This window comes from Actinokineospora auranticolor (genome assembly GCF_002934265.1).
GTDB lineage: Bacteria > Actinomycetota > Actinomycetes > Mycobacteriales > Pseudonocardiaceae > Actinokineospora > Actinokineospora auranticolor.
Genome location: NZ_PTIX01000019.1, coordinates 102,759 through 123,601, shown reverse-complemented (window position 1 = coordinate 123,601; position 20,843 = coordinate 102,759). Strand labels below are relative to the sequence as shown.

The following is a 20,843-nucleotide window of genomic DNA, read 5'->3' as shown; positions in this document are numbered from 1 at the left end:
GGCCAAGTCGTTCACTCGGAAGTCGGCTTCGCCGGGGCCTTCCGCACCGTGGGCTTGCGAGCAGCCTTGTCCGCCTTGTCCGCGACCCGCTCCGTAGTGGCGCGAATCTCGGTGGCGACCTCGTCGCCCGCGTCGAGCACGGTCTCCGCCACCTCGGCGGCGGCGTCCTCGGCGGCGGTGGCGGTCTTCTCACCGGCCTCACGGGTCTTGCGGGTCACCTTGGTGAAGATCTCCTCGGCCAGGGTCCGAGCGTCGCCCGCCGCGTCGCCGACCCGGCTCTGAGCGGCCTCAATGGCCTCTTCCAGCTTCTTGACCTGCGGCTGCGACCGCAGCTTGCCCAGCGCGTCCTCGCCGTGCTCGGCGAGCTGCTGGTAGAGCCGGACCGCCGCGCCGGTGTACTCGTCGATGAGCCTGCGCAGCTCGGCCGGGTCGAAGCGGTCGCGCAGGCCGCCGATGTCGGTGGGCAGGTCGCCGCGGGTGGCCTCGGCGCGCGCCTTGGCCTTGCCGACCGCGTCCAGCACGGCCTTCGCGGCCAGGTCGCCCGCGCCCAGCGCGGCGAGCAGCGGGGTGCGGGCCTGCTCCAGCGCGGTGTGCACCAGGTCACCCGCGCGGCGGGTGTCACCGTCGGTCGGCAGGGTCTTCTGGGTCATCGTCTTCACTCCTCGGTTGAGCTCGCCCGGTGTCCACAGTGGAAGTCGCGGACCGGGTGGCGGAGTTCTCGCGGCGGAAGGACTCGTAGATGTCCAGAAGCACCTGCTTCTGCCGCTCGGTCAGGTCTGGGTCGGCGCGCACGGCGTCCGTGATCGGCCCCCCGGTCGGGAGGTCGAGGATCCCCGCTTGCACGTACAGCGCCTCGGCCGAGATCCGCAGCCCCTTGGCGATCTGCTGCAGGATCTCCGCGCTCGGCCTGCGCAGGCCGCGTTCGATCTGGCTGAGGTACGGGTTGGAGACACCCGCGAGCCTCGCCAGCTGGCGCACCGAGATCTTGGCGTGGTTGCGCTGCTGCTTGATGTACTCGCCGATGTCGCGCCCGAGGCCCGCGACCCTGTCCATCGGGCTGCTCTCACCGGGTTCGTCCATCGGCCCTCCTCGTCCCACCACCAACGGTACGCCCGCGTGCTAGCTCCTGCAAGCAGAGTGCTTGCACGTATTCCGGTGGGACCGATCACACGGCGCGGGCATGATTCGGCACATGTCGATCGAACGTTTGATGCCGCCCACGACCACGACCGAACGCGAGACCCTCCGGGGCTACCTCGATTTCCAACGCGCGACCTTGGCGCTGAAGTGCGACGGGCTCGACGACGAGCAGCTGCGACAGCAGGCGTCGCCACCGTCGACGTTGTCGCTGCTGGGGCTACTACGACACATGGCCGAGGTGGAGCGCGTCTGGTTCCGATTGGTCGTGAACCGCGAAGACGTGCCACGAGTGTGGTCGGACACCGGAGACTTCCAGGCCGCGTTCAACACCGACGGGGCGACAGCGCATGAGGCCTACGCGGCGTGGGAGCGGGAGATCGAGCACGCACGGCGGATCGAGGCGACGGTCGATTCGCTCGACAACGTCTACCGGTACGAGCGGCGCGACATGGATATCTCGCTGCGCGCGGTAATGATGCACATGATCGGGGAGTACGCGCGCCACAACGGGCACGCCGACCTGCTGCGCGAGGCGGTCGACGGCACCGTCGGCCCGTGAACCACTAGAGGCGCGATAGGACCCACTCGACCACCGCGTCCACGGTTTCCTCTACCGGTGCGTCGGTGGTGTCGAGGAGGGTCATCGGCGGGGTCGTCTGGGTGGACTTCACCCACGCGTTGAACGCGAGCATGTCGGTGATGCGCTGCTCGTCGTCCCACCCGCGCCACGCGGGGCGCGCGCGCAACCGCGCGGCCAAGACGTCATCGTCCGCCACCAAGGCCAGGTAGTGGATCTCGGAGAAGAGGACCCGTTCCGGGCGCTGCTCGAACTGCGGGGGCGCGACCGTGCCGCACAACACCGTCGGGCGGCCGTTCTGGTTGACCATCGCGGCCGTGCGCAGCCAGGTCTGGCGGAACGCGGCGTAGTCGTCATACGGGTCCCGCAGCGCGCCGACCCAGAGGACGTCCTGCTCCAGCACGACGGCGCGGTCGGACAGGCGCGCGCAGAGCCTGCGGCACACGGTGGACTTGCCGGTGCCGCTCGGTCCGGTCAGGGCGAACACCGGGAGTCTGGCGAACGGCTCCCGGTGCCCGCAGAACCCGCAGACCAGGACAGGCCCGTCGACCCGAGGCTCGTCGGCCCACTCACCGCAGGCCGCGCAGATCATCGGGTTCAACGGATCAGTCGAAGAGGTCTTCGAGGAAGCTCTTACGGCGCTTCTTGTGCCCGTGCCCGTAGTGGCCCTGGTGGCCGTACCCGGGGGGCGAGTCGCGGTACCCAGGCGGGGAGTCGTGGTAGCTGTGCGCGGCGTACCCCTGCGGCGGGTAGGGCGCCGGAGGCGGCGGCGGGTACCCGGCCGCGGGCGGCGGTGCGCCCTGGTACGGCGGCGGGGGCGTGTAGTGGCGCTGCTCGGCTGCGGCGATCTGCTCAAGCTCACCACGGTCGAGGAAGATTCCCCGACATCCATCGCACTGGTCGATGTGCACGCCGAGGCGGTCGACGGTGCGCATCGTGTTTTGGCACTTCGGACAAATCACTCCGTAAGCCTACGCAGATAACCGTGCGCATGTCGGCATGGTTGCCACAACTACATCTCGACGCATTGTTGTAGGCAGTGTGCACATGGCAGGCCGCTCTGGGCTTACCTAACGTGATCAACCATGACTAGTGGCCCGGATCACAACGACGGCCTGCGCGGGCGTACCGCGCTGGTGACCGGCGGTGCGAGCGGCATCGGCCGGGCGTGCGTGCTCGCCCTGGCGGGGGCAGGCGCGGAGGTGCACGTGGTCGATCGGTCAGGGGACGCGGCGGAGGAAGTGGCCGCCTCGGTCGGCGGTCACGCGCATGTGGTCGACCTGGCGGACCAAGCCTCGGTGGACGCGCTGCCCGCCGAGGTGGACGTGCTGGTCAACAACGCCGGTATCCAGCACGTGGCGCCGCTGCACGAGTTCCCGGTGGAGCGGTTCGACCTCATCCAGCGGGTGATGGTCACCGCACCGTTCCTGCTGATGCGCCGCTGCCTGCCGCACATGTACGCGCGGGAGTGGGGACGGATCGTGAACATCTCCAGCGTCCACGGCCTGCGGGCCAGCGCGTACAAGGCCGCCTACGTGGCCGCCAAGCACGCGGTGGAGGGCCTGTCCAAGGTCGCCGCCGTGGAGGGCGCGCCGCACGGGGTGACGAGCAACTGCGTCAGTCCCGGGTACGTGCGCACCCCGCTGGTCGAGGCCCAGATCGCCGACCAGGCCGCCGCGCACGGCATCGACCCCGACGAGGTCGTCGAACAGGTGCTGCTCGACCGCGCCCCGATCCGGCGGTTGATCGCCCCGGAAGACGTCGCCGACCTCGTGCTCTGGCTGTGCGGCAGGCACGCGGCCCACGTCACCGGCGCCTCGCTGCCGGTCGACGGCGGCTGGACCGCCAACTGACCCCCTTTCGCGACAGGAGACCGCCATGCCCCGGCCGTTCATGCGCATCGTCGCCGCGAGCCTGATCGGTACCACCGTCGAGTGGTACGACTTCTTCCTCTACACCTCCGCCGCCGCGCTGGTGTTCAACAAGCTCTTCTTCCCGTCAGCCGATCCGCTGACCGGAACGCTCTTGGCGTTCCTGACCTACGCGATCGGCTTCTTGGCGCGCCCCATCGGTGGGCTCGTGTTCGGCCACTACGGCGACAAACTGGGCCGCAAGCGCTTGCTGGTGCTGAGTCTCCTGCTGATGGGTGGCTCCACGTTCGCCATGGGCCTCTTACCGACCTACGCAGCCCTAGGCGTCGGCGCGCCTCTTCTGCTTACCGCGCTGCGGTTGGTCCAAGGGTTCGCCCTTGGCGGTGAGTGGGGTGGAGCGGTGCTGATCGTCTCGGAGCACGGTGAGCCCGAGCGGCGTGGGTTCTGGGCTTCGTGGCCGCAGTGCGGCGCCCCGGGCGGCAACCTGCTGGCCACTGGCGTCCTGGCGGTGCTGGCCGCGACGCAGTCCGACGAGCAGTTCCTGGCCTGGGGTTGGCGCGTGCCGTTCCTGCTGTCGGGTGTCCTGGTGGTCATCGGCCTCTGGATCCGGCTGGCGGTGACCGAGTCCCCGGTGTTCTTGGCCGCGAAGAAGCGGGAGACGCCCCACGTGCCGGTGGTGGAACTCTTCCACGGCGGGTGGCGTCAGGTTCTCGTCACCATCGGTGCGCGCATGGCGGAGAACGTGTCCTACTACGTGATCACCGCGTTCATCCTCGTGTACGTGACAACCGGCTTGGGGTTGTCCAAGACCGTGGGCCTCAACGCGGTGATGATCGGTTCGGCGGTGCACTTCGCCTGCATTCCGCTGTGGGGCGCGTTGTCGGACAAGCTGGGCCGCAGGCCGGTGTACCTGTTCGGGGCGGTCTCGATGGCGGTGTGGTCGTTCGTCTTCTTCGCCATGCTCGACACGCGCTCACCCGGTGTGATCATTCTGGCGGCGACCGTGGGGTTGGTACTGCACGGGGCGATGTACGGACCGCAAGCCGCGTTCTTCTCCGAGCAGTTCCCCACCCGCGTGCGGTACACGGGCCTGTCGGTAGGCGGACAACTATCGTCCATCGCTGCTGGCGCAGTTGCCCCTCTTATCGCTACCGCACTGTTCCAGCGGTACAACAGCACCATGCCGGTATCGCTCTACCTGGTGGCAATGTGCGCACTCACGGTCATCGCCGTCCTAGCGGCGCGGGAAACGCGTGGACAGTCGCTTGAGGACTCGACCGAACGCATTCCCGCCACGCGGTAAGACGCATATGCGCGGTTCACGGTGGCGGGTGCGACCATGACCCCGTGAAGGCCCACGACGCGGTGCGTGAACTGCTCGGCCTGCTCGCCGCCGGGGCGAGCGGGGAGCGGCTGGCACAGGTCCAGGCCACGGCCAAGGCGGCCGGGCTGGGTGCCGATGAGTTGGCGGTGCTCGACGAGGCGGCCGCGGACGCGCTGCGGGTCCGCCGCCGGATGACCGGGCACCGCAGGCGCGAGGCCGAGCTGTCGGCGCTGTTCGAGACGGCGGGTGACCTGGCCCGGCTCCGGGACACCGACGCCGTGCTGCGCTCGATCGTGCGCCGCGCCCGGATGCTGCTCGGCGTCGACGTGTCGTACCTGACGCTCAACGACGACCACGCGGGCAAGACCTACATGCGGGTCACTGAGGGCTCGGCGTCGGCACTGTTCCAGCAGGTAACACTGGGCATGGGCGAGGGGCTGGGCGGTCTGGTGGCGCAGACCGCGCGCCCCTACGCGACCCGCGACTACTTCGCCGACGCGCGGTTCCGGCACACGGTGCCCATCGACTCGTCGGTGCACGACGAGGGCCTGACCGCGATCCTGGGCGTCCCGCTGGCCATGGGCGGCACGGTGATCGGGGTGCTCTTCGCCGCCGACCGCGTGGCCCGTGACTTCTCCCCCGACGAGGTGGCGCTGCTGTCGTCGCTGGCCGACCACGCCGCGATCGCCATCGACAACGCCCGCCTGCTCGACGAGACCCGCGCCGCCAACGCCACGATCAGCGCGCACAACGAGGCCATGCGCCGCTCCGAGGAAGCCCACGACAAGCTCATGGACCTCGTGCTGCGCGGCGGTGACCTGCCGGACGTGGCCGCTGCGGTCGCCGAGGTCCTGCGCGGCGGTATCGCGGTCCACGACGCGACAGGTGTGGAACTGGCCGGGGTCGGCGATGAGGCCCCACCACCGTCGGATGAGGCCGTGGCCTCCGCCCGGGCTTCCGGGCGCGCGGTGGCCACAACGGGCACCTGGGTTTGCGCGGTACAGGCGGGCCAAGAGTTGCTGGGGAGCCTGGTCTTGACCGGAAGGGCGGACTTGGCGGACGCGGACCGTCGCCTCTTCGAGCGCGCGGGCGTGGTCACCGCGTTGTTGTTGATGCTGCGGCGGTCGGTTGCCCAAGCCGAGGACGAGGTTCGCGGTGAGTTGTTGGCCGACCTGCTGACCACGCCGAACCGCAACCCGGCCGCCTTGGTGCTGCGCGGGCGCAGGCTCGGGGTCGACCTCACCGAGCCGCACGCGGTGCTGGTGGCGGCAGCCGACGAGGTGCCGAGGCGGCGCTTGGCCGCGGCGGCCGTCCGGTTCGCCGACCTGGTCGGGGTGCACGCCGACCAGGTGGTGTTGTTGGCGCGCACGGAGAACCCGGGCGAGCTGGCCGCCAAGATCGCCGCCAGCCTGACCGCCACCATGGACGCGCCGGTGACCGTCGGGGCGGCCGGACCGGTGTCCGAAGTGGACGGCTTCGCGGCGGCGCACGCCGAGGCCGCCCGGTGCGCGCGATCCCTGCTCGCCCTGGGCCGGGCCGGGCACGGCGGGGCGATCTCGGAGCTCGGGTTCGTCGGTCTGCTGCTCGGCGACGCGGACCTAGAGGGCTACGTGCACGCCACCATCGGGCCGGTGCTGGAATACGACGACCGCCGGGGTACTGAACTGTTGCGGACCCTCGAGGCGTATTTCCACACCGGCGCCAACCTGACCCGAGCCAAAGACGTCCTGCATGTGCACGTGAATACGGTGGTGCAGCGGCTCGAACGCATCGGTTCCCTGCTCGGCGCGGACTGGCAGGGCCAGGAGCGGTCCCTGGAAATCCAACTCGCCCTTCGGCTGTTCCGGCTTACTTCTACGTAGTCAGGTGAATTCGGTGGCGGAGCGGCGGGCGCTGGGCTAATGCTGGAGGGGTGCACGAGGTTCTCGAAGAGCTGGGCGTCCGCGCGGACCTGCTCGCACCCCAGCAGCTGGGGGAACTCGACGAACTCGGCTACTGCCGCTTCGACGACTTCCTCACCACCGACCAGGTCGGCGTGGCGCTGGGTGAGATCGAGGCCCTGCTGGCCGCGGCGGGCGCGCGGGGCGGCACGCTGCACCTGAAGGACCTGCTGGAGTCCGGCGAGGTGTTCGACCCGCTGTGGTTGCGCCCGCAGCTGCTCGCCGCGGTGCGGCACCTGCTCGGACCGGAGTTCCGGATCAGCGCCATGCACTACCGCGCGGGGCGGCCGGGCCTCGGCGGCCAAGAACAGCAAACGGACACGGCGGAGGCCACCGGCCCGGGTCGGTGGCGGGTCTGCAACGTCATCGTGGCCTTGGCGGACTTCACCACCGAGAACGGTGCCACGCGCGTGGTGCCCGGTTCGCACCTGGACTACGGTTTCGTGCCACCGCGCGGGCACGAGGACCACCCGGAGCAGGTGCTGCTGCTGGGCCGGGCGGGGACGGCCTGGCTGGTCAACTCGCACCTGTGGCACTCCGGTACGGCGAACCGCTCCTCGACCACCCGGCACGCCGTGCTCACCGGGTTCAACCGGCGCTGCGGCACAACGGCCTACGACGTCCAGCCGTCGGACGCGACCATCGAGCGACTGGGAAGCGCGGCGTACCTGCTGGTGTAAATCGCCCGATCGGGTGCTGTGGATAACTTCCAACGCGCTTCCCCGAATCCTGTCACCGTGTGCTTGTCCGAAAACGGAGGCACACCATGCACGCTCCCCACATCCACTGTGGACTTCCCCGCGCCCTGATCGTTCTGCTGTGGACGGTCGCGTTGACCTGCTCCGGTGCCGGAGGTCGACCCCCAGACGACCTCCGGCACCCCCTACTCGGTGCGCAGCGATTCGAGCCTGGTGGCACTGCGCAGGAAGGGCAGGGTCAACAGGGAGACCAGCAGCACCAGGGCCGCGGCGGCGCCGGTCATGACCCCGATGGTCAGCCAGTCGAGGATCACCGGACCGTCGACGATCTGCGCGGTCAGCGCGGCCAAGGTGACACCGACCCCCACGGCGACCACCACCCCGAGGCCGATGGGCAGCGCGATCTGCCACAGCAGGGACCGGGCGATCACCCCGTTGGGCACGCCACCGGCGGCGAGCACCGCCAGCGGCCGCCTGCGCTCGCGGATGTGCTCCACAGCCAGCACCAGCAGGCTGACGCCCGCCAGCAGCAGGGTGAACACCGACCCGATCAGCAGGCCGGTGCGGATGGTCAGGTAGGTCTCCTGGTCGTCCCGCAGGAAGGACGCCCGGCGTTCGTAGACCGAGACCTGCCACCCCAACGGGCCGAGAGCGGCGCGGATGCGGTCAGTGGCGTCAGTGGCGTTCGGGTCGGGAAGGGCGTAAAAGCCGACCTGGTCCCGTGTGCGGGGCGCGTCGGGCATGGCGGCACGGGTGATCAAGAGCGCGGGGAACTCCTGGTTGACCCTGGCCGCGAAGGATACGCGCTCGACCGGCACCGGCACGGTCCACCGGATGCGGCTGACAGCGCGCTCCTTGCTGTCGGTGGACAGGACGGCAACCTCCTTCCCCTGTTCCAGGCCGGTGATGTCCAACCCCGGCTGGGCGTAGATGTGGCCGTCGACGCAGCCGTGGAACCCGTAGACCGCCGCGACGATGGAGCAGTCCACGACCTGGGTGTAGCTGTGCGTCAAGCCGGGGATTTGCACGTCCACGGTGTCGGCCCTGCTCCACGCGTGCGCGCTGGGCGTGGCGGCCAGCGCCTTCTCCACCTCGGGTGCCACCTGCCCGACGGCGGAGACGGAGAGCACGGTGCTCTCGCCATCCCACGTCGAACCGGAAAAGGATCGGATCCGCGCTTGGGAGAGCAACATGGCCTGCAAGGCGATCGCGCCCGCGAGCACCACTACGACCCCGCTGACCACCCGGGAGGACGTGCCGCTGTCGAGCTGGAGCCTGCGCACCGCCAGCTGCCAGGAAGTGCTGCCCCCGCGCAGTCCGCGCACGGTCCGCTCCACCACCCAGGGCAGCAGAGCGGGCACACCCAGCAGGAGAAGGGTGACACCGGTCGCCACGAGCACCGACCACACCCACGTGTTGTCCAGGAACTCGCCGCCGCGCCACAGCAGCAGCAACACGCCCACCGCGATCATGGCGAGCCGCCAGGCGATTCGCCTGTTCACCGGCGTACTGCGACGCACCACCCCGAGCGGTTCGATGATGGTGCGCCGCAACGCGAACTGAGCGGCGAACACCGCGAGCACCGGGGCGGAGAGCACCACCAACACGGCGAGCCACCACACCGGCACGATGTCGGAGGAGTAGACGCTGGAACCCATCAGGCTGATCCCACCCGCGACCTCGCGGCCCAGCAGGAACAACCCGCCCCCGAGGGCGAGTCCGGCCCCGGCGCTGACCAACGACTCGGCGGCGGCGATGCGGCGCACCTGCCGATCGCCCGCGCCCGCCAACCGCAGCGCCGAGAGCCGCCGGTCCCGCTCGGCACCGGCGATGCGGGTGCTGGACACCAGGAAGATGAACACCGGGACCAGGATGGCGATCGTGCCGAGCAACAACAGCAACAACAGCCCGGCGTCCATATAGGCGACGTGCGACCCCTGCCTGAACCCGTAGGCGGTCTGGGTCGCCCCGACTTCCCTGGCGGGCAGGTCGTCCGCGCCGAGGTAGGCCTGAGCCTTCAACGGGTCCTTGATCCCGGCGCGGTCGATGACTCCCGCGATCCGTTGGGGAAACCGCTCTCGCAACAGGGGGTCGGCCAAGAGGTCAGCCATCGCTGGGGAGACGAACATCTCGTCGGTCCCCGGCAGCCGCGGAATGCCGATCGGCACGGGCGAGGTCGCGCCGAAGGCTTGCAGGTAAGTCACCCCGATACGGGTACTGCGGAACTCGGTGCTCGTCTCCATGTACCGAGTCGGCGCCACCCCCGCGACCGGGAGGTAGATCGGCTGGTTGGCCGTGGCGCGGACGTCGCGGGCGTCGAGGATCGGTCCGACCGACGACGCCAACAGCAGCACGGCCACCGCGAGGCCGATGCCGATGGTGCTGAGCACGAAGCGGGCCAACGCGGTCCGACCACCCCCGACGGCCAGTCGGACCCCGATGGCCAGGTCGTTGAGCCAAGACCTCACGAGACGAGCTCCACCTGGCGGGTGCGGCCGTCGCGCACCACGACCTCCCGGTCCGAATACGCCGCGACCCGAGCCTCGTGGGTGACCAGCACGACGGACGCACCGGTCTCCCGAGCCGAGTCGACGAGCAACCGCATCACCTGCTCGCCGTTGAACGAGTCCAGCGCCCCCGTCGGCTCGTCGGCGAAGACGACCTTGGGCTCGGTCACCAACGCACGGGCGATCGCCACCCGCTGGGCCTGGCCGCCGGACACCTCTCCGGGTCGCTTGCCGCCCAGGTGGTCCACCTCCAACCGGGCCATCCACTCCAGCGCCTTGGCCTCGGCCTGCTTGCGCCGGGTCCCGCCCAACCGCATGGGGAGCGCGACGTTCTCCACGCACGACAACTCGGGAACCAACTGTCCGAATTGGAAGACGAAACCGAACGCGCCGCGCCGCAGCGCGCTGCGGTCGCGGTCCCTCATGGCCGCGAGGTCTTGGCCGTCGAACGTCACGGTCCCGGAGTCGGGGGCGACGATCCCGGCCAGGCAGTGCAGCAACGTCGACTTGCCCGAGCCCGAGGGGCCCATCACCGCGACGATCTCCCCCCGGCGCACCATCAGTCCCGCGCCGTCCAACGCGGGCGTCGGCCCGAAGGACTTCCGTAGCTCACTGCCGACCAGCAGGGTGTCGTCATCCCGCTCTGCCATTGCCTTGCTCCCCACCGCGTCCAAGACCCATGAACTCGCCCGTCAACATCCCCCGCCCCACCTGGCCGCGCATCGTCCGATCGGCCAGGGTTCCCCACCGTCCGGCGGGGGTCACCCGGTGAACTGCCCACCGAGCTCGGACAGGCGGGCCGCGGTCAGTTCCAGCCAGCGCAGGTCCGCTTCCAGGTGGAACAGGGCGTGGTCACAGATGAGCTGGTCGGTGAGGTCACCGCCCTGCTTGCGCGAGGTCAGCTCGCGCATCGACTTGAGGTGCGCGGTGCGCTGGGCGTCCAGCACCTCGTTGGCGTCGCGACCGGACATCAGGGCCAGGACGACCTTGGTGTACATCGCGCTCTGCAGATAGGTCTGCGGGCTCTCTGGAGTCACCAGCCACTCCGACACGTCGGTGACACCCGCGTCCGTGATGGCGTAGCGCTTGCGTTCTGGACCCCCACCAGGTTCGACCCCGCTCTCCTCCACCAAGCCGTTGCGCAGCAGGCGGGAGAGGGTCGAGTAGACCTGCCCGTAGGCGAGCGGCCGGTCCTGGCCGAAGCGCTCGTCGTAGACGCGCTTGAGGTCGTAACCGTGCCTGGGACCGGTCTCCAGCAAGCCGAGCAACGCATGTCCGATTGACATAGGAGGACTGTACACCAGGTGTATACACATCAAGAATACTGACGGAGGTGACGTACCCGACTCAGACGCAGAGGCAGAACGGGTGACCGGCGGGGTCGGCGTAGACCCAGAAGGAGTTATGGGACTTGTCCAGCAGCCGGGCGCCCAGCCCGAAGGCGCGCTCGTGCGCCGCTTGGAGGTCGGCGACGTCGAAGTCCAGGTGGGCCATCTGCGGCAACTCCGGGGACGGCCAGGTCGGCGGGCGGTAGTCCGCGGCCTGCTGGAAGTCGAGGCGGGCGCCATCGCCCTTGATGGTGGCCCAGGAGTTGTCCGCGTTGACGTCGGTGTCCGACCAGTCGAGGAGGGCGGCGTAGAAGCCCGCGAGGGCGCGTGGGTCAGGGCAGTCCAGCACGGTCGTGCCCCACTTCGGGATGGCGGCGGTCATGGTCGTCCTCCTGTAACCAGTGAAAGGAGTATGAAGGTTAGTTCGACACGGAACAACCGGTATTCGCCCTACAGTGGTGTTGTGGTCAACACCGACCGGGATGTGGATCTGGTCCTCGACTTCCTCAACACCGTGGACGTCGAGTTGGCCACGGACATCCTGGGCGACCCGATCGGGTGGTCCAGGTGGCTGGCCGACCGCGGGCTCGGCGACGAGGACATGGTCCACGTCCGCGCGGTGCGCGACGGTCTGCGAGCGGTGGTCGGCGGCGCGCCCGCGCCCGCGCCACCTCCGGTTCCGGTGCGGGTCGAGCTTGTCGACGCCGCGCCGACGCTGGTGGCCGCCGAGGTCACCGGCGCGGTCCTGGCCGCCGCGTCCCGGCTGGTGGTGCTGGGCGAGTGGGCGCGGATGAAGATCTGCCCGGCCGACGCCTGCCAGTGGACCTTCTTCGACCGGTCACGCAACCGCTCGCGCACCTGGTGCTCGATGCGGGTCTGCGGCAACCGCGAGAAAGCCCGCACCTGGCGCGAGCGCGCCAAGGTCGTCGACTGACTCCCGTCGGCGGTTCGAAGTCGTGGGCTCGCGGCGACCGCCGCGGACGGGGTGAGTCTGGATGGCGGCGGGCTTGCGGCTGTCGCATGCCAGTGGAAGTCGTAAGCCGTGGGCATGGCGTGCTGTTGGACGACGCGCTGTTGGGACCGTGGCGGAGCCGTGGCCTGGCAGCGGCTGTCCGGCGGGTGGTGGCGACCGTTGGGGCGCCACCACCCGGTTGGGCGGCCTTGGGTGGCTGGCGGGGTCAGGCGATGAGTTGGGCGATGGTGTAGATCAGCAGGCCCGCGAGGGCACCGACGACGGTGCCGTTGATCCGGATGAACTGCAGGTCGCGGCCGACCTGGAGTTCGATCTTGCGGGAGGTCTCCTCAGCGTCCCAGCGCTGGACCGTGTCGGTGATCAGGGTGGTGATCTCGTCGCGGTAGTTGAGCACCAGGTAGGCAGCGGCGCCCTCGACCCAGGTGTCGGCCTTGGTGCGGGTGGCCTCGTCGGTGGCCAGGCGGTCGCCCAGGGTGGTCAGGCCCGCGCGGACGCGGGTGCGCAGTTCGCTGGACGGGTCCTCGGCCGCGTCGAGGAGCATCTTCTTGGCCGACGACCAGGCCGAGCCGATGACGGTCTTGACCTCGGGGTGCTCCAGGACCTGGTGCTTGACCTCCTCGGCGCGCGCCATGACCTTCGGGTCGTGCTGCAGGTCGGCGGCGAACTCGCCGAGGAACTTGTCCAGGGCGAGGCGCATGGGGTGGTTGACGTCGGTCTTGACTGCCCAGGCGAAGGACAGGACCTCGCCGTAGACCTTGTCGGCGACCAGGGAGTCGAAGAACTTCGGCGACCAGGACGGCGCGCGGTTGGACACGACCGACATGACCTGGTCGTAGTTCTCCTTGACCCAGTCGTAGCCGCGGTCGCACATCACGTCGACCAGCTTGTGGTGCGAGCCATCGGCGAAGACGCGTTCCAGCAGCTTGCCCAGCGGCGGGCCCCACGGCACGGCCATGACCCGGGAGACGACGGCCTGTTCGACGACGGCCTGCACGTCCTCGTCGCGCAGCACCGTCACCGCGCCGCGCACAACGGTGGCCAGCTCGGAGGTGACGCGTTCGGCGTTGTCCGGTTCGCGCAGCCAGGCGCCGAGCCGGGCGGAGACGCCGATCCGGCGCAGGCGCTCCCGCACCACCCCCTCGGAGAGGAAGTTGGCGCCGACGAACTCGCCGAGGCTGTCGCCCAGCACGTCCTTCTTAGTCGGGATGATCGCCGTGTGCGGGATGGGCAGGCCGAGCGGGCGGCGGAACAGCGCGGTCACGGCGAACCAGTCGGCCAGCGCGCCGACCATGCCCGCCTCGGCGGCGGCCTTGACGTAGCCGACCCAGCCCGGCGCGCCCGCCGACTGCCAGAGGGTGGTGGCCAGGAAGAGCGCGGTCGCCGCGCCGAGGAAGGCCAGGGCGACCAGCTTCATCCGCCGCAGCGCCCGCTGCTTCTGCTCCTGTCCGGGGACCGGTCCTAGTTGCTCCACGGTGCCATTCTCCGTGAGGATGCGAAGCCGTGCCCCCAACCAACCTCGTGCCGCGCCTCCAGCCGTTCACCTCGACGATCTTCGCGGAGATGACCGCGCTCGCCGTCCAGGCCGATGCCGTCAACCTGGGCCAGGGTTTCCCGGACACCGATGGCCCCGACGGCATGCTCGCCGCCGCCCGGGACGCCATCTCGGCCGGGGCGAACCAGTACCCGCCGGGTCCCGGGCTGCCGGAGCTGCGGGCGGCCATCGCGCGGCGGCGGACGAGGTTCGACACCGAGTTCGACCCGGACTCCGAGGTCCTGGTGACCGTCGGCGCCACCGAGGCCATCGCCGCGTCGCTGCTGGCGCTGGTCGAGGCCGGTGACGAGGTGGTCCTGTTCGAGCCGTACTACGACTCGTACGCCGCGTGCGTCGCGCTCGCGGGCGCGACCCGCAGGGTGGTGCCGCTGGCCGAGGAGGCGTCCGGTCGGTTCGGGCTCGACGTCGACGCCTTCCGCGCCGCGATCACGCCCCGGACCAAGGTGGTTCTGGTGAACACCCCGCACAACCCGACCGGCACCGTCTTCAGCCGCGCCGAGCTGACCGCGGTCGCCGAGGTGTGCCGGGAGCACGACCTGATCGCGATCACCGACGAGGTCTACGAGGACCTGCTGTTCGACGACCGCGAGCACGTGCCGCTGGGCTCGCTGCCGGGCATGGCCGAGCGGACGCTGACCATCTCCAGCGCGGGCAAGAGCTTCAACTGCACCGGCTGGAAGATCGGCTGGGTGTGCGGGCCCGCCGGACTGGTGGCCGCGGTGCGCGCCGCGAAGCAGTTCCTCACCTTCGCGGGCGGTACCCCCTTCCAGTCCGCCGTCGCGTACGCGCTGCGCGAGGAGGACGTCTGGGTCGAGGGGCTGCGGGCCTCGCTGGCGGACAAGCGGACCCGGCTCTCGGAAGGGCTGGCGAAGGCCGGGTTCGGGGTCCGCGCGGCCGAGGGCACCTACTTCGTGTGCGCGGACGTGCGCCCGCTCGGGTTCACCGACGGGCACGAGTTCTGCCGCGCGCTGCCGGGGCGGATCGGCGTGGCCGCCGTGCCGGTGCAGGTGTTCACCGACGACCCGGACCGCTGGCGCCACCTCGTGCGCTTCGCCTTCTGCAAGCGCGACGAGGTCCTGGACGAGGCGATCACCCGCCTGCACCGCCTGGCCTGAACCCGCCCCACCATCGAGCAAGGAGGCGCTACCCGACAGCGTTGTCGAGCCCCCGCGCCGCGAGCCGGCGGCCGCCGATCGGCAGTCCGGACAGGGCCCGCCTGACCGAGGCGGCCGATTCGGCAACGGCCGTCCTCGACCAGCACCCCGAGCTCGTCACGGGCAACGGTCCGGATCAGGGGTGGCAAAGCGCGGTACCGGCACGGCCGGACTCGTCCTCGACCCACACTCACCACGGGCAACGATCCGGACCTGGGTGGCAAAGCGCGGTTCGGCACGGCCGGAGTCGTCCTCGACCCGCACCCGAACCGATCACGGGCGACGGTCCGGATCGGCGTGGCAAATCGCGGTTCGACGCCGCCGAACTTGCCCTCGACCAGCACCCCGAACTCATCGCGGGCGACGGTCCGGTTCGGCGTGGCGAAGCGCGGTCCCGGCACGGCCGGTTGTCGCGGGACGGGGCGGTAGCGGGCGAGTCGTCACTCCTTCGAGGGGCGCTGGGAGCGCTCTTTCCGTCGACGTCGTCTGACGCGGCGGAAGGGGGCTCAGCGAGGAGGAGTTATGGGGACGGAAGCGGAGTTGTTGGGCCGAGCTGTGGCCGGGGACCAACAGGCCTGGCGGGCGCTGGTGCAGCGGTACTCGCGGCTGGTGTGGCGGGTGGCGCGGGCACACCGGCTGGACGCGGCGGACGCGGCCGATGTCAGTCAGAACACGTGGATCGCGTTGACCGAGCACGCCGCGGCCATCCGCATGCCCGACCGGTTGGCCGGGTGGCTGGCGACGACGGCGCGGCGGGAGTGCCTGCGGGTGCTGGAGCGGCGTGGTCGTGAGGTGCCCGTCGACCGGCCGGGTGAGCTCGACCTGGCGCCGGACGACAGTTGGCCGGAGGTCGCGGTGCTGCGCAGTGACCGCGACGATCTGCTGTGGAGCGCGCTCACCGCGCTGTCGGAGCGCTGCCGCAAGCTGCTGGGCCTGCTCGCCTTCGCCCCGGAGCTGACCTACCCGCGGCTCGCGCGGGCCCTGGGCCTCTCGCCCGCGAGCGTGGGCCGCACGCGGGGTCGGTGCCTGGGCGACCTGCGCCGCAAGCTGGCCCTGCTGGGCATGCCCGAGGGGGCGGTGGGATGACCGACGCCGAACTGCTCGCCGAGCTGGCCGACCTGCTCGACCGCGCGGATCCCGTGCCGGAGCGGGTGTTCGCCGCCGCCGTGGCGGCCGGGGCGCTGCTGGGCATCGACTGGCTGCCGCTGGAGCTCGTGGCGCACGCCGGGGTCGCGGTGCGCGGGGCACGTGCGGTGTGGCGCGGTGACGACGTCTTGGTGGAGCTGGGGCCGCGGATCACCGGCCTGGTCGCGCCGGGTCTGGGCGTGACGCACGCGGAGGTCCACTCGCGGGACGGGGCCGAGGTGCTGCCGGTCGACGGGCTGGGGTGCTTCGACGCGCCGGTCCCGGATGGGCGGGTGCGGGTGGTGCTGCACCGCGAGGCCGCGGCGCCCCTGGTTTCGGACTGGTTGCGCGGGAGTGCGCGGTGACGTGGGCCGCGTTGCACGGCGAGGCCGTCGAGCTGCATGAACACGGGTCCACCCGGCGGGCGCGGTTCACCGCCGAGCGCGCTGTCGCCGCCGCGGGGGCGCCGGAGGAGGAGGCGGAGTCCCGGCTGGCGCTGGCCTGGTTCTGCCATCTGCTGGGCAATCCCGACCGGGCCCGGGCGCTGATCGCCGCGGCCCGGCCCGTGTGGCGGGAGCGCGCCGACGCGCTCACCGGCGTGCTCCTCTGCCACGACGGCGACCACGCGGCCGCGCTCCCCCGGTTGGAGGCGGCGGTCGACGCGCTGGTGGACCGCCCGCGCGAGGCGGCCAACGCGCTGGTCGCGCTCGGGGTTGCCACGACCCACCTGCGTCGGTTCGACACCGCGGGCGCGGCGCTGGCCCGCGCCCAGTCCCTCTACAGTGGACTCGGCGAGACCGGGCGGGCCGCGACGTGCACGCACAACCGAGGGTTCGTCGCAGCCCAAACGGGTGATTTCGCGGGTGCTCTGGCGCTCTACACCGAGGCGGGAATCGACGGGCGGCGCCATCCGGACGCGGTGGTCGACCGGGCGATGGCCCTGCTCGGCGCCGGTCTGCACCGTGAGGCGAATGCCGAGCTGACCAGGGCGAGCGCGCTGTTGGGTGCTACAGGCCGCGCACCCGGCTACGCGGACGCGGTGCTCACGCAGGGCTGGTGCGCGCTGCGCGCGGGTCGTCCGAGCGGCGCCCGGGCCGCGGTTCGGTTGGCGGCCACGTCGTCCCCGGAGGCGCTGGCGTTGGACGCGCACGCGCGCCTCGCGTCGGGAGAAGCGGTTCCGGAGGCGTCCACGCTCGCTGAAGGTTGCCAACCCGTGGTCGCCGCTCGATTGAGAATCGCCGCCGGTCGCCCGGAACTCGTTGCCCGGGAACGGTTCGACGGGGCGCCGGAACTGCGGGCGCTCGGTTGGCTCGCCCAGGCGCGGATAGCGTCGACCCCGCGTGCGGCGCTTACCGCGTGCCGGATTGGGCTGACGCTGGATCCTCGGGCTACCGAGCTTGCCGACACCGGTGTGGCTGTCGCGCTCGCGACCGGTCGCCCGCGTGCGGTGTTCCGATGGGTTGAACGGCAACGGGTGGCCACAACGCCTCCGCGCGCCATCTGGGATCCGGTAGCGCTATCCAAGCTGCGGACGGACTCTTCCAGCGACTGGACAACCCCATGTGGCGTTGTGGCACTGGAACGGCACAACGCGCACCCTGCGCGTCCCGAAGAGTTCTCGGAGGTACTCACGGATAGGGCCGCCCTGAACTTCTTCCTCCACAACGGACGAACCTGGGCGGTCTCGATCGTCGATCACCGATTCCGACTACACGACCTGGGATCGGTGAACGACGACACCGTGTACCGCGCTTTCCTCTTGGCGGCCACAACCGGAGACAGCGCAGTCGCGCGCCGGGCAGCGGCAGGGCTGGACGAGGCCATCTTCGCCAATGTCGGCAAGACAATCGGTGACCGCCCATTGGTGGTACTGCCCAGCCGCAACCTCACTCGGCTGCCATGGGCCGCGCTACCGAGCATGAGGGGTAGATCGGTGACGGTGGCGCCGTCGGCCGTGCATTGGCTTCAGGCGCAATCCGCCACCCGTAGACGCATGAATCAGGTCTGGGTGGCGGGCCCAAGACTCGACCACGCCGAGTCGGAGGTGGTGGCGCTGCACCGACGCCACGGCGGCACCCTGCTCACCGGCCAAGACGCAACCGTGGCCGCCGTTCTCGCCGCCATGGCCGACGCCGACACGCTGCACATCGCGGCGCATTGCGCGCACCGACCGGACGCGCCGCTGTTCTCCGCCATCGAGTTGGCCGACGGCCCGCTGTTCGGCCACGACCTGCTGCGCGTACCGGACCTGGTCGTGCTGTCGGCCTGCGAGTCGGGCCTGGACCTGCCCGCCGCGCTGCTCGACCGGGGTGCCCGCTCAGTCGTGGCGAGCACCCTCCCGGTGCCCGACGCGCGCTGCGCCCGCCTGGTCCGGGACCTGCACGACCACCTCGCCGACGGCCTCGACCCGGGTGCCGCCCTCGCCGCGGCACAACTGGCCAACGGCGACCTCGGCTTCGTCGCCTTCGGCGGCTGAGCGGGCCAACTCGGCGGCGACCCGGGGCGCGGCGAACGACGTGCCGCTCCACCGGGCCGCGCCGTGGACCCGCCGGTCACCCTCGACGCGCACGTGCGAGCTGACGACGTCCACCCCTGGTGCGTACCGGTCGACCCAGGAACCCCCGTTGCTGAAGGGAGCCACCGTGCCATCGGGACACAATGCGCCCACCGCGACGACCCCCGGCAGGGCGGCGGGCCAGAAGGGGCGCGTGGTGCCGAAGTTGCCCGCGGCCGCGACCGCCGTCGGCCAGTGGGCCAGTTCGCGGCTGAGGATCGTTGGGCAACGGTCGTCGACGGTGTGGCACCCGGCGGTCAGCAGGAGGACGTCGATCCGCTCTCCCCTGGCCGCCGCGAGGAAACGTGCACGTCGCAACGTGCTCGCGACCGTGCGGTCATCGGTCAACCCGTGGGACGACAGCACGGGGTGCTGGCGCAGCGTGACGCCCGGGGCGTGTCGCAGGAGGACGCCCGCGACGAACGTGCCGTGGCCCGCCTGGCGGTCGGTCACCCCGTCACCGTCGGCGTCCAGCACCTCGAGACCCCACTGGCCGAACCACGGACGGCCCACGAACCACGGGTGCGGGTCGAGACCGGTGTCGAGCATGAGGACGGTCGCGGGCCGTGACCACACTTCGCGCGGTGGCTCCGGTGGCAGCGGTACGGGTACAGGGCTCCTACCGGTGCCGTGCAGGATCGGCGAGCCCTCCATGACGGTGTGGACGTGGTTGACCGACACCGGGACGCGGTCGGCCATGTCCGCGGCCACTTCGACGCAGTCGACGCCCGCGCGCAACCGCAGCGTGGCGTGCTCGGCGGGGTCTACGGATTCGATCCAGCGGTCGAGCGCGCGCACCGCGGCGGGCAGGTCCGCGCGCGGTACGACCAGTTGGCCGCGACGGACCAGGCACTCGCCGTTGCCACCGTTGTCGTGCAGGAGGAGGTCCGGGTGGCGATCGGCCAGAGGGGACAGTGGACTCGTCCGGCCGAGCGCTTCATCGGTGTGCACAACGGACACCGTGGCGCCGTGCGCGCGCACTCGCTCGGAAGCGGCAACAGAATCACCCGGTCCAGCGGTTTCCACACACGGTGATCATCGTCATGGTGGTGCCTACTCACGCGGCACCGAGCGCCGTCTTTCCGGGTGGAACACACGCGGTTAGGGTGCGCAAGGGTGGCCGGGTCCTGGATAGTGGCCTGGTCACACCGGTCGGTGGCGGCTCGACGAGGTAACCGGGATGGCGGTGAGAACGTGGCACGGACATCGAACGCGTCGCGCCTGCTGCTCCGGTTCGCCGTCACCGCCGGGCTGGTGGTGGTCGCGTGGGTGATCGGGGTGCTGACCGCGGACTCCGCGTCCGCCGACACCGGCATCACCACCCAGCCCATTCCAGTGGTCCAAGACAGCGCCGTAGTCGCACAGGCAGAACTTGTCGGTACTACGACCAACCGGCTCATCAAGGTCACTGCGGTCACGGTTAGCGCTATCCACAACCTGGTACCCACAACGCACTCAGAGCCTGTCTACACGCTCGCCGGGCCATCGCCCGCCGCAGCGACCATGCAGGCGGCTCCGGAGCAGTCAGCGGCCCACGGGACCAACAGCGGGCCCGCGTCGGCGTCAGTGCACAACGCGGTCCCAGTCGTCGAGGTAGTCCTCGAAGTCGTTCCCGTCGTCGAGGTGCCCGAGCCCCAGCCGGTCCCGGCACCCGAGCCCAAGGTCGAGCAGCCGGTCAAGCACGTCCGGCAGGCCGTAGTGGCCAAAGCACCGCGCACGGTCCCCCCGACGCCCCAAAGACCCAACCTGACGGTGCCCGAGCAGGTAGCCCCATCCGTGCCGTCGACCGTCCCCGACGACGGTCCGCAGGCAGGTACGGAAAAGGCACCGAAATCGCCCACCGCACCGTCCGCACCCGTCTGCCCGGCGACCTCTGCGAGCACCGCGTCGCCCACGCACGACAACAGCGGCAACGCGCGCGCCTTCTCCGGCGCGATGACGGGCCGCCACCGGCTCATCCCGCCCCTCGCGCTCGGCGCGGCCGGGGACAGAGCGGTCGAGCCACCCGGTCATGAGGCCGGGCTGCCCACGTCGACACCCGACTGACCGGGTTCCGCGGGACCACTGTGCCCGCACACCGGCCAGTTTGCGCCGGACAAC

General features: G+C 70.8%; 20 protein-coding genes and 1 pseudogene. 11 read left to right on the top strand and 10 right to left on the bottom strand.

Annotated elements, in window-relative coordinates; translation table 11 throughout:
• Positions 1 to 11: 11 nt before the first annotated feature.
• Positions 12 to 650: a hypothetical protein gene (locus CLV40_RS27660; protein ID WP_104481923.1), complete on the bottom strand. Its 639-nt coding sequence runs from the start codon at positions 648 to 650 to the stop codon at positions 12 to 14.
• On the bottom strand, positions 619 to 1,080 hold the full coding sequence (locus tag CLV40_RS27655; RefSeq protein ID WP_104481922.1) for a helix-turn-helix domain-containing protein: 462 nt from the start codon (positions 1,078 to 1,080) through the stop codon (positions 619 to 621). Before CLV40_RS27655 ends, CLV40_RS27660 begins: the two co-directional genes overlap by 32 nt.
• Before the next feature lie 112 nt (positions 1,081 to 1,192).
• Here CLV40_RS27655 and CLV40_RS27650 point away from each other — a divergent pair, with 112 nt between their 5' ends.
• A complete protein-coding gene (locus tag CLV40_RS27650; protein WP_104481921.1) occupies positions 1,193 to 1,699 on the top strand; it encodes a DinB family protein in 507 nt (168 codons plus the stop codon).
• 4 nt (positions 1,700 to 1,703) lie between these two features.
• On the opposite strand, the gene CLV40_RS27645 is transcribed toward CLV40_RS27650, so the two are convergent.
• Together CLV40_RS27645 and CLV40_RS27640 are read right to left on the bottom strand one after the other, a co-directional pair.
• Positions 1,704 to 2,309, bottom strand: a complete 606-nt coding sequence (locus CLV40_RS27645) for a P-loop nucleotide/nucleoside kinase family protein (protein WP_104481920.1) — start codon at positions 2,307 to 2,309, stop codon at positions 1,704 to 1,706.
• A gap of 13 nt (positions 2,310 to 2,322) precedes the next feature.
• Entirely contained in the window at positions 2,323 to 2,679 is a 357-nt protein-coding gene (locus CLV40_RS27640) for a TFIIB-type zinc ribbon-containing protein (RefSeq protein ID WP_104481919.1), read from the bottom strand.
• A gap of 123 nt (positions 2,680 to 2,802) precedes the next feature.
• Between CLV40_RS27640 and CLV40_RS27635 the strand changes: the two genes are divergently transcribed.
• The 4 genes from CLV40_RS27635 to CLV40_RS27620 are packed head-to-tail and all read left to right on the top strand — an operon-like array spanning position 2,803 to position 7,532.
• The gene (locus tag CLV40_RS27635) at positions 2,803 to 3,570 is read left to right on the top strand and encodes a 3-hydroxybutyrate dehydrogenase (protein ID WP_104481918.1); all 768 of its coding nucleotides are present in this window, start codon (positions 2,803 to 2,805) and stop codon (positions 3,568 to 3,570) included.
• Between the two features lie 25 nt (positions 3,571 to 3,595).
• Positions 3,596 to 4,891, top strand: a complete 1,296-nt coding sequence (locus tag CLV40_RS27630; protein WP_104481917.1) for an MFS transporter — start codon at positions 3,596 to 3,598, stop codon at positions 4,889 to 4,891.
• A gap of 44 nt (positions 4,892 to 4,935) precedes the next feature.
• Entirely contained in the window at positions 4,936 to 6,774 is a 1,839-nt protein-coding gene (locus CLV40_RS27625) for a helix-turn-helix domain-containing protein (RefSeq protein ID WP_104481916.1), read from the top strand.
• A gap of 50 nt (positions 6,775 to 6,824) precedes the next feature.
• The gene (locus tag CLV40_RS27620; protein ID WP_181043770.1) at positions 6,825 to 7,532 is read left to right on the top strand and encodes a phytanoyl-CoA dioxygenase family protein; all 708 of its coding nucleotides are present in this window, start codon (positions 6,825 to 6,827) and stop codon (positions 7,530 to 7,532) included.
• Positions 7,533 to 7,735: 203 nt separating this feature from the next.
• Here the strand turns inward: CLV40_RS27620 and CLV40_RS27615 are convergent, their stop codons facing one another.
• The 4 genes from CLV40_RS27615 to CLV40_RS27600 all read right to left on the bottom strand — a co-directional run bounded on the left by CLV40_RS27615 (position 7,736) and on the right by CLV40_RS27600 (position 11,767).
• Positions 7,736 to 10,018 (bottom strand): FtsX-like permease family protein, encoded by a 2,283-nt coding sequence (locus CLV40_RS27615; protein ID WP_104481914.1) that lies wholly within the window; start codon positions 10,016 to 10,018, stop codon positions 7,736 to 7,738.
• On the bottom strand, positions 10,015 to 10,707 hold the full coding sequence (locus tag CLV40_RS27610) for an ABC transporter ATP-binding protein (RefSeq protein WP_104481913.1): 693 nt from the start codon (positions 10,705 to 10,707) through the stop codon (positions 10,015 to 10,017). The genes CLV40_RS27615 and CLV40_RS27610 overlap by 4 nt, the downstream gene beginning before the upstream one ends.
• A gap of 111 nt (positions 10,708 to 10,818) precedes the next feature.
• Positions 10,819 to 11,343: a PadR family transcriptional regulator gene (locus tag CLV40_RS27605; RefSeq protein WP_104481912.1), complete on the bottom strand. Its 525-nt coding sequence runs from the start codon at positions 11,341 to 11,343 to the stop codon at positions 10,819 to 10,821.
• Positions 11,344 to 11,404: 61 nt separating this feature from the next.
• Positions 11,405 to 11,767, bottom strand: coding sequence for a VOC family protein (locus CLV40_RS27600; protein ID WP_104481911.1), 363 nt, complete (start codon positions 11,765 to 11,767; stop codon positions 11,405 to 11,407).
• A gap of 81 nt (positions 11,768 to 11,848) precedes the next feature.
• Here CLV40_RS27600 and CLV40_RS27595 point away from each other — a divergent pair, with 81 nt between their 5' ends.
• On the top strand, positions 11,849 to 12,319 hold the full coding sequence (locus CLV40_RS27595; RefSeq protein WP_245931606.1) for a CGNR zinc finger domain-containing protein: 471 nt from the start codon (positions 11,849 to 11,851) through the stop codon (positions 12,317 to 12,319).
• Positions 12,320 to 12,563: 244 nt separating this feature from the next.
• Here CLV40_RS27595 and CLV40_RS27590 read toward each other — a convergent pair whose 3' ends face one another.
• The gene (locus tag CLV40_RS27590) at positions 12,564 to 13,772 is read right to left on the bottom strand and encodes a DUF445 domain-containing protein (protein WP_104481909.1); all 1,209 of its coding nucleotides are present in this window, start codon (positions 13,770 to 13,772) and stop codon (positions 12,564 to 12,566) included.
• Between the two features lie 86 nt (positions 13,773 to 13,858).
• Here CLV40_RS27590 and CLV40_RS27585 point away from each other — a divergent pair, with 86 nt between their 5' ends.
• The 4 genes and pseudogenes from CLV40_RS27585 to CLV40_RS27570 form a co-directional block, all read left to right on the top strand.
• Positions 13,859 to 15,025 (top strand): pyridoxal phosphate-dependent aminotransferase, encoded by a 1,167-nt coding sequence (locus CLV40_RS27585; protein WP_281261694.1) that lies wholly within the window; start codon positions 13,859 to 13,861, stop codon positions 15,023 to 15,025.
• Positions 15,026 to 15,586: 561 nt separating this feature from the next.
• Positions 15,587 to 16,150, top strand: a complete 564-nt coding sequence (locus CLV40_RS27580; RefSeq protein ID WP_104481908.1) for an RNA polymerase sigma factor — start codon at positions 15,587 to 15,589, stop codon at positions 16,148 to 16,150.
• Positions 16,147 to 16,554 carry a hypothetical protein gene (locus CLV40_RS27575; RefSeq protein ID WP_104481907.1) on the top strand — a complete coding sequence of 136 codons (408 nt, stop codon included), beginning with the start codon at positions 16,147 to 16,149 and terminating at the stop codon, positions 16,552 to 16,554. The genes CLV40_RS27580 and CLV40_RS27575 overlap by 4 nt, the downstream gene beginning before the upstream one ends.
• 569 nt (positions 16,555 to 17,123) lie before the next feature.
• Positions 17,124 to 18,569 (top strand): annotated as a pseudogene (locus CLV40_RS27570) (CHAT domain-containing protein); the annotation flags it as partial.
• Here the strand turns inward: CLV40_RS27570 and CLV40_RS27565 are convergent.
• Positions 18,507 to 19,694: a S8 family peptidase gene (locus CLV40_RS27565; RefSeq protein ID WP_245931605.1), complete on the bottom strand. Its 1,188-nt coding sequence runs from the start codon at positions 19,692 to 19,694 to the stop codon at positions 18,507 to 18,509. The pseudogene CLV40_RS27570 and the gene CLV40_RS27565 sit on opposite strands and share 63 nt — an antisense overlap.
• 243 nt (positions 19,695 to 19,937) lie before the next feature.
• Here CLV40_RS27565 and CLV40_RS37490 point away from each other — a divergent pair, with 243 nt between their 5' ends.
• Positions 19,938 to 20,789, top strand: a complete 852-nt coding sequence (locus tag CLV40_RS37490) for a hypothetical protein (RefSeq protein ID WP_146108270.1) — start codon at positions 19,938 to 19,940, stop codon at positions 20,787 to 20,789.
• Positions 20,790 to 20,843: the final 54 nt, after the last annotated feature.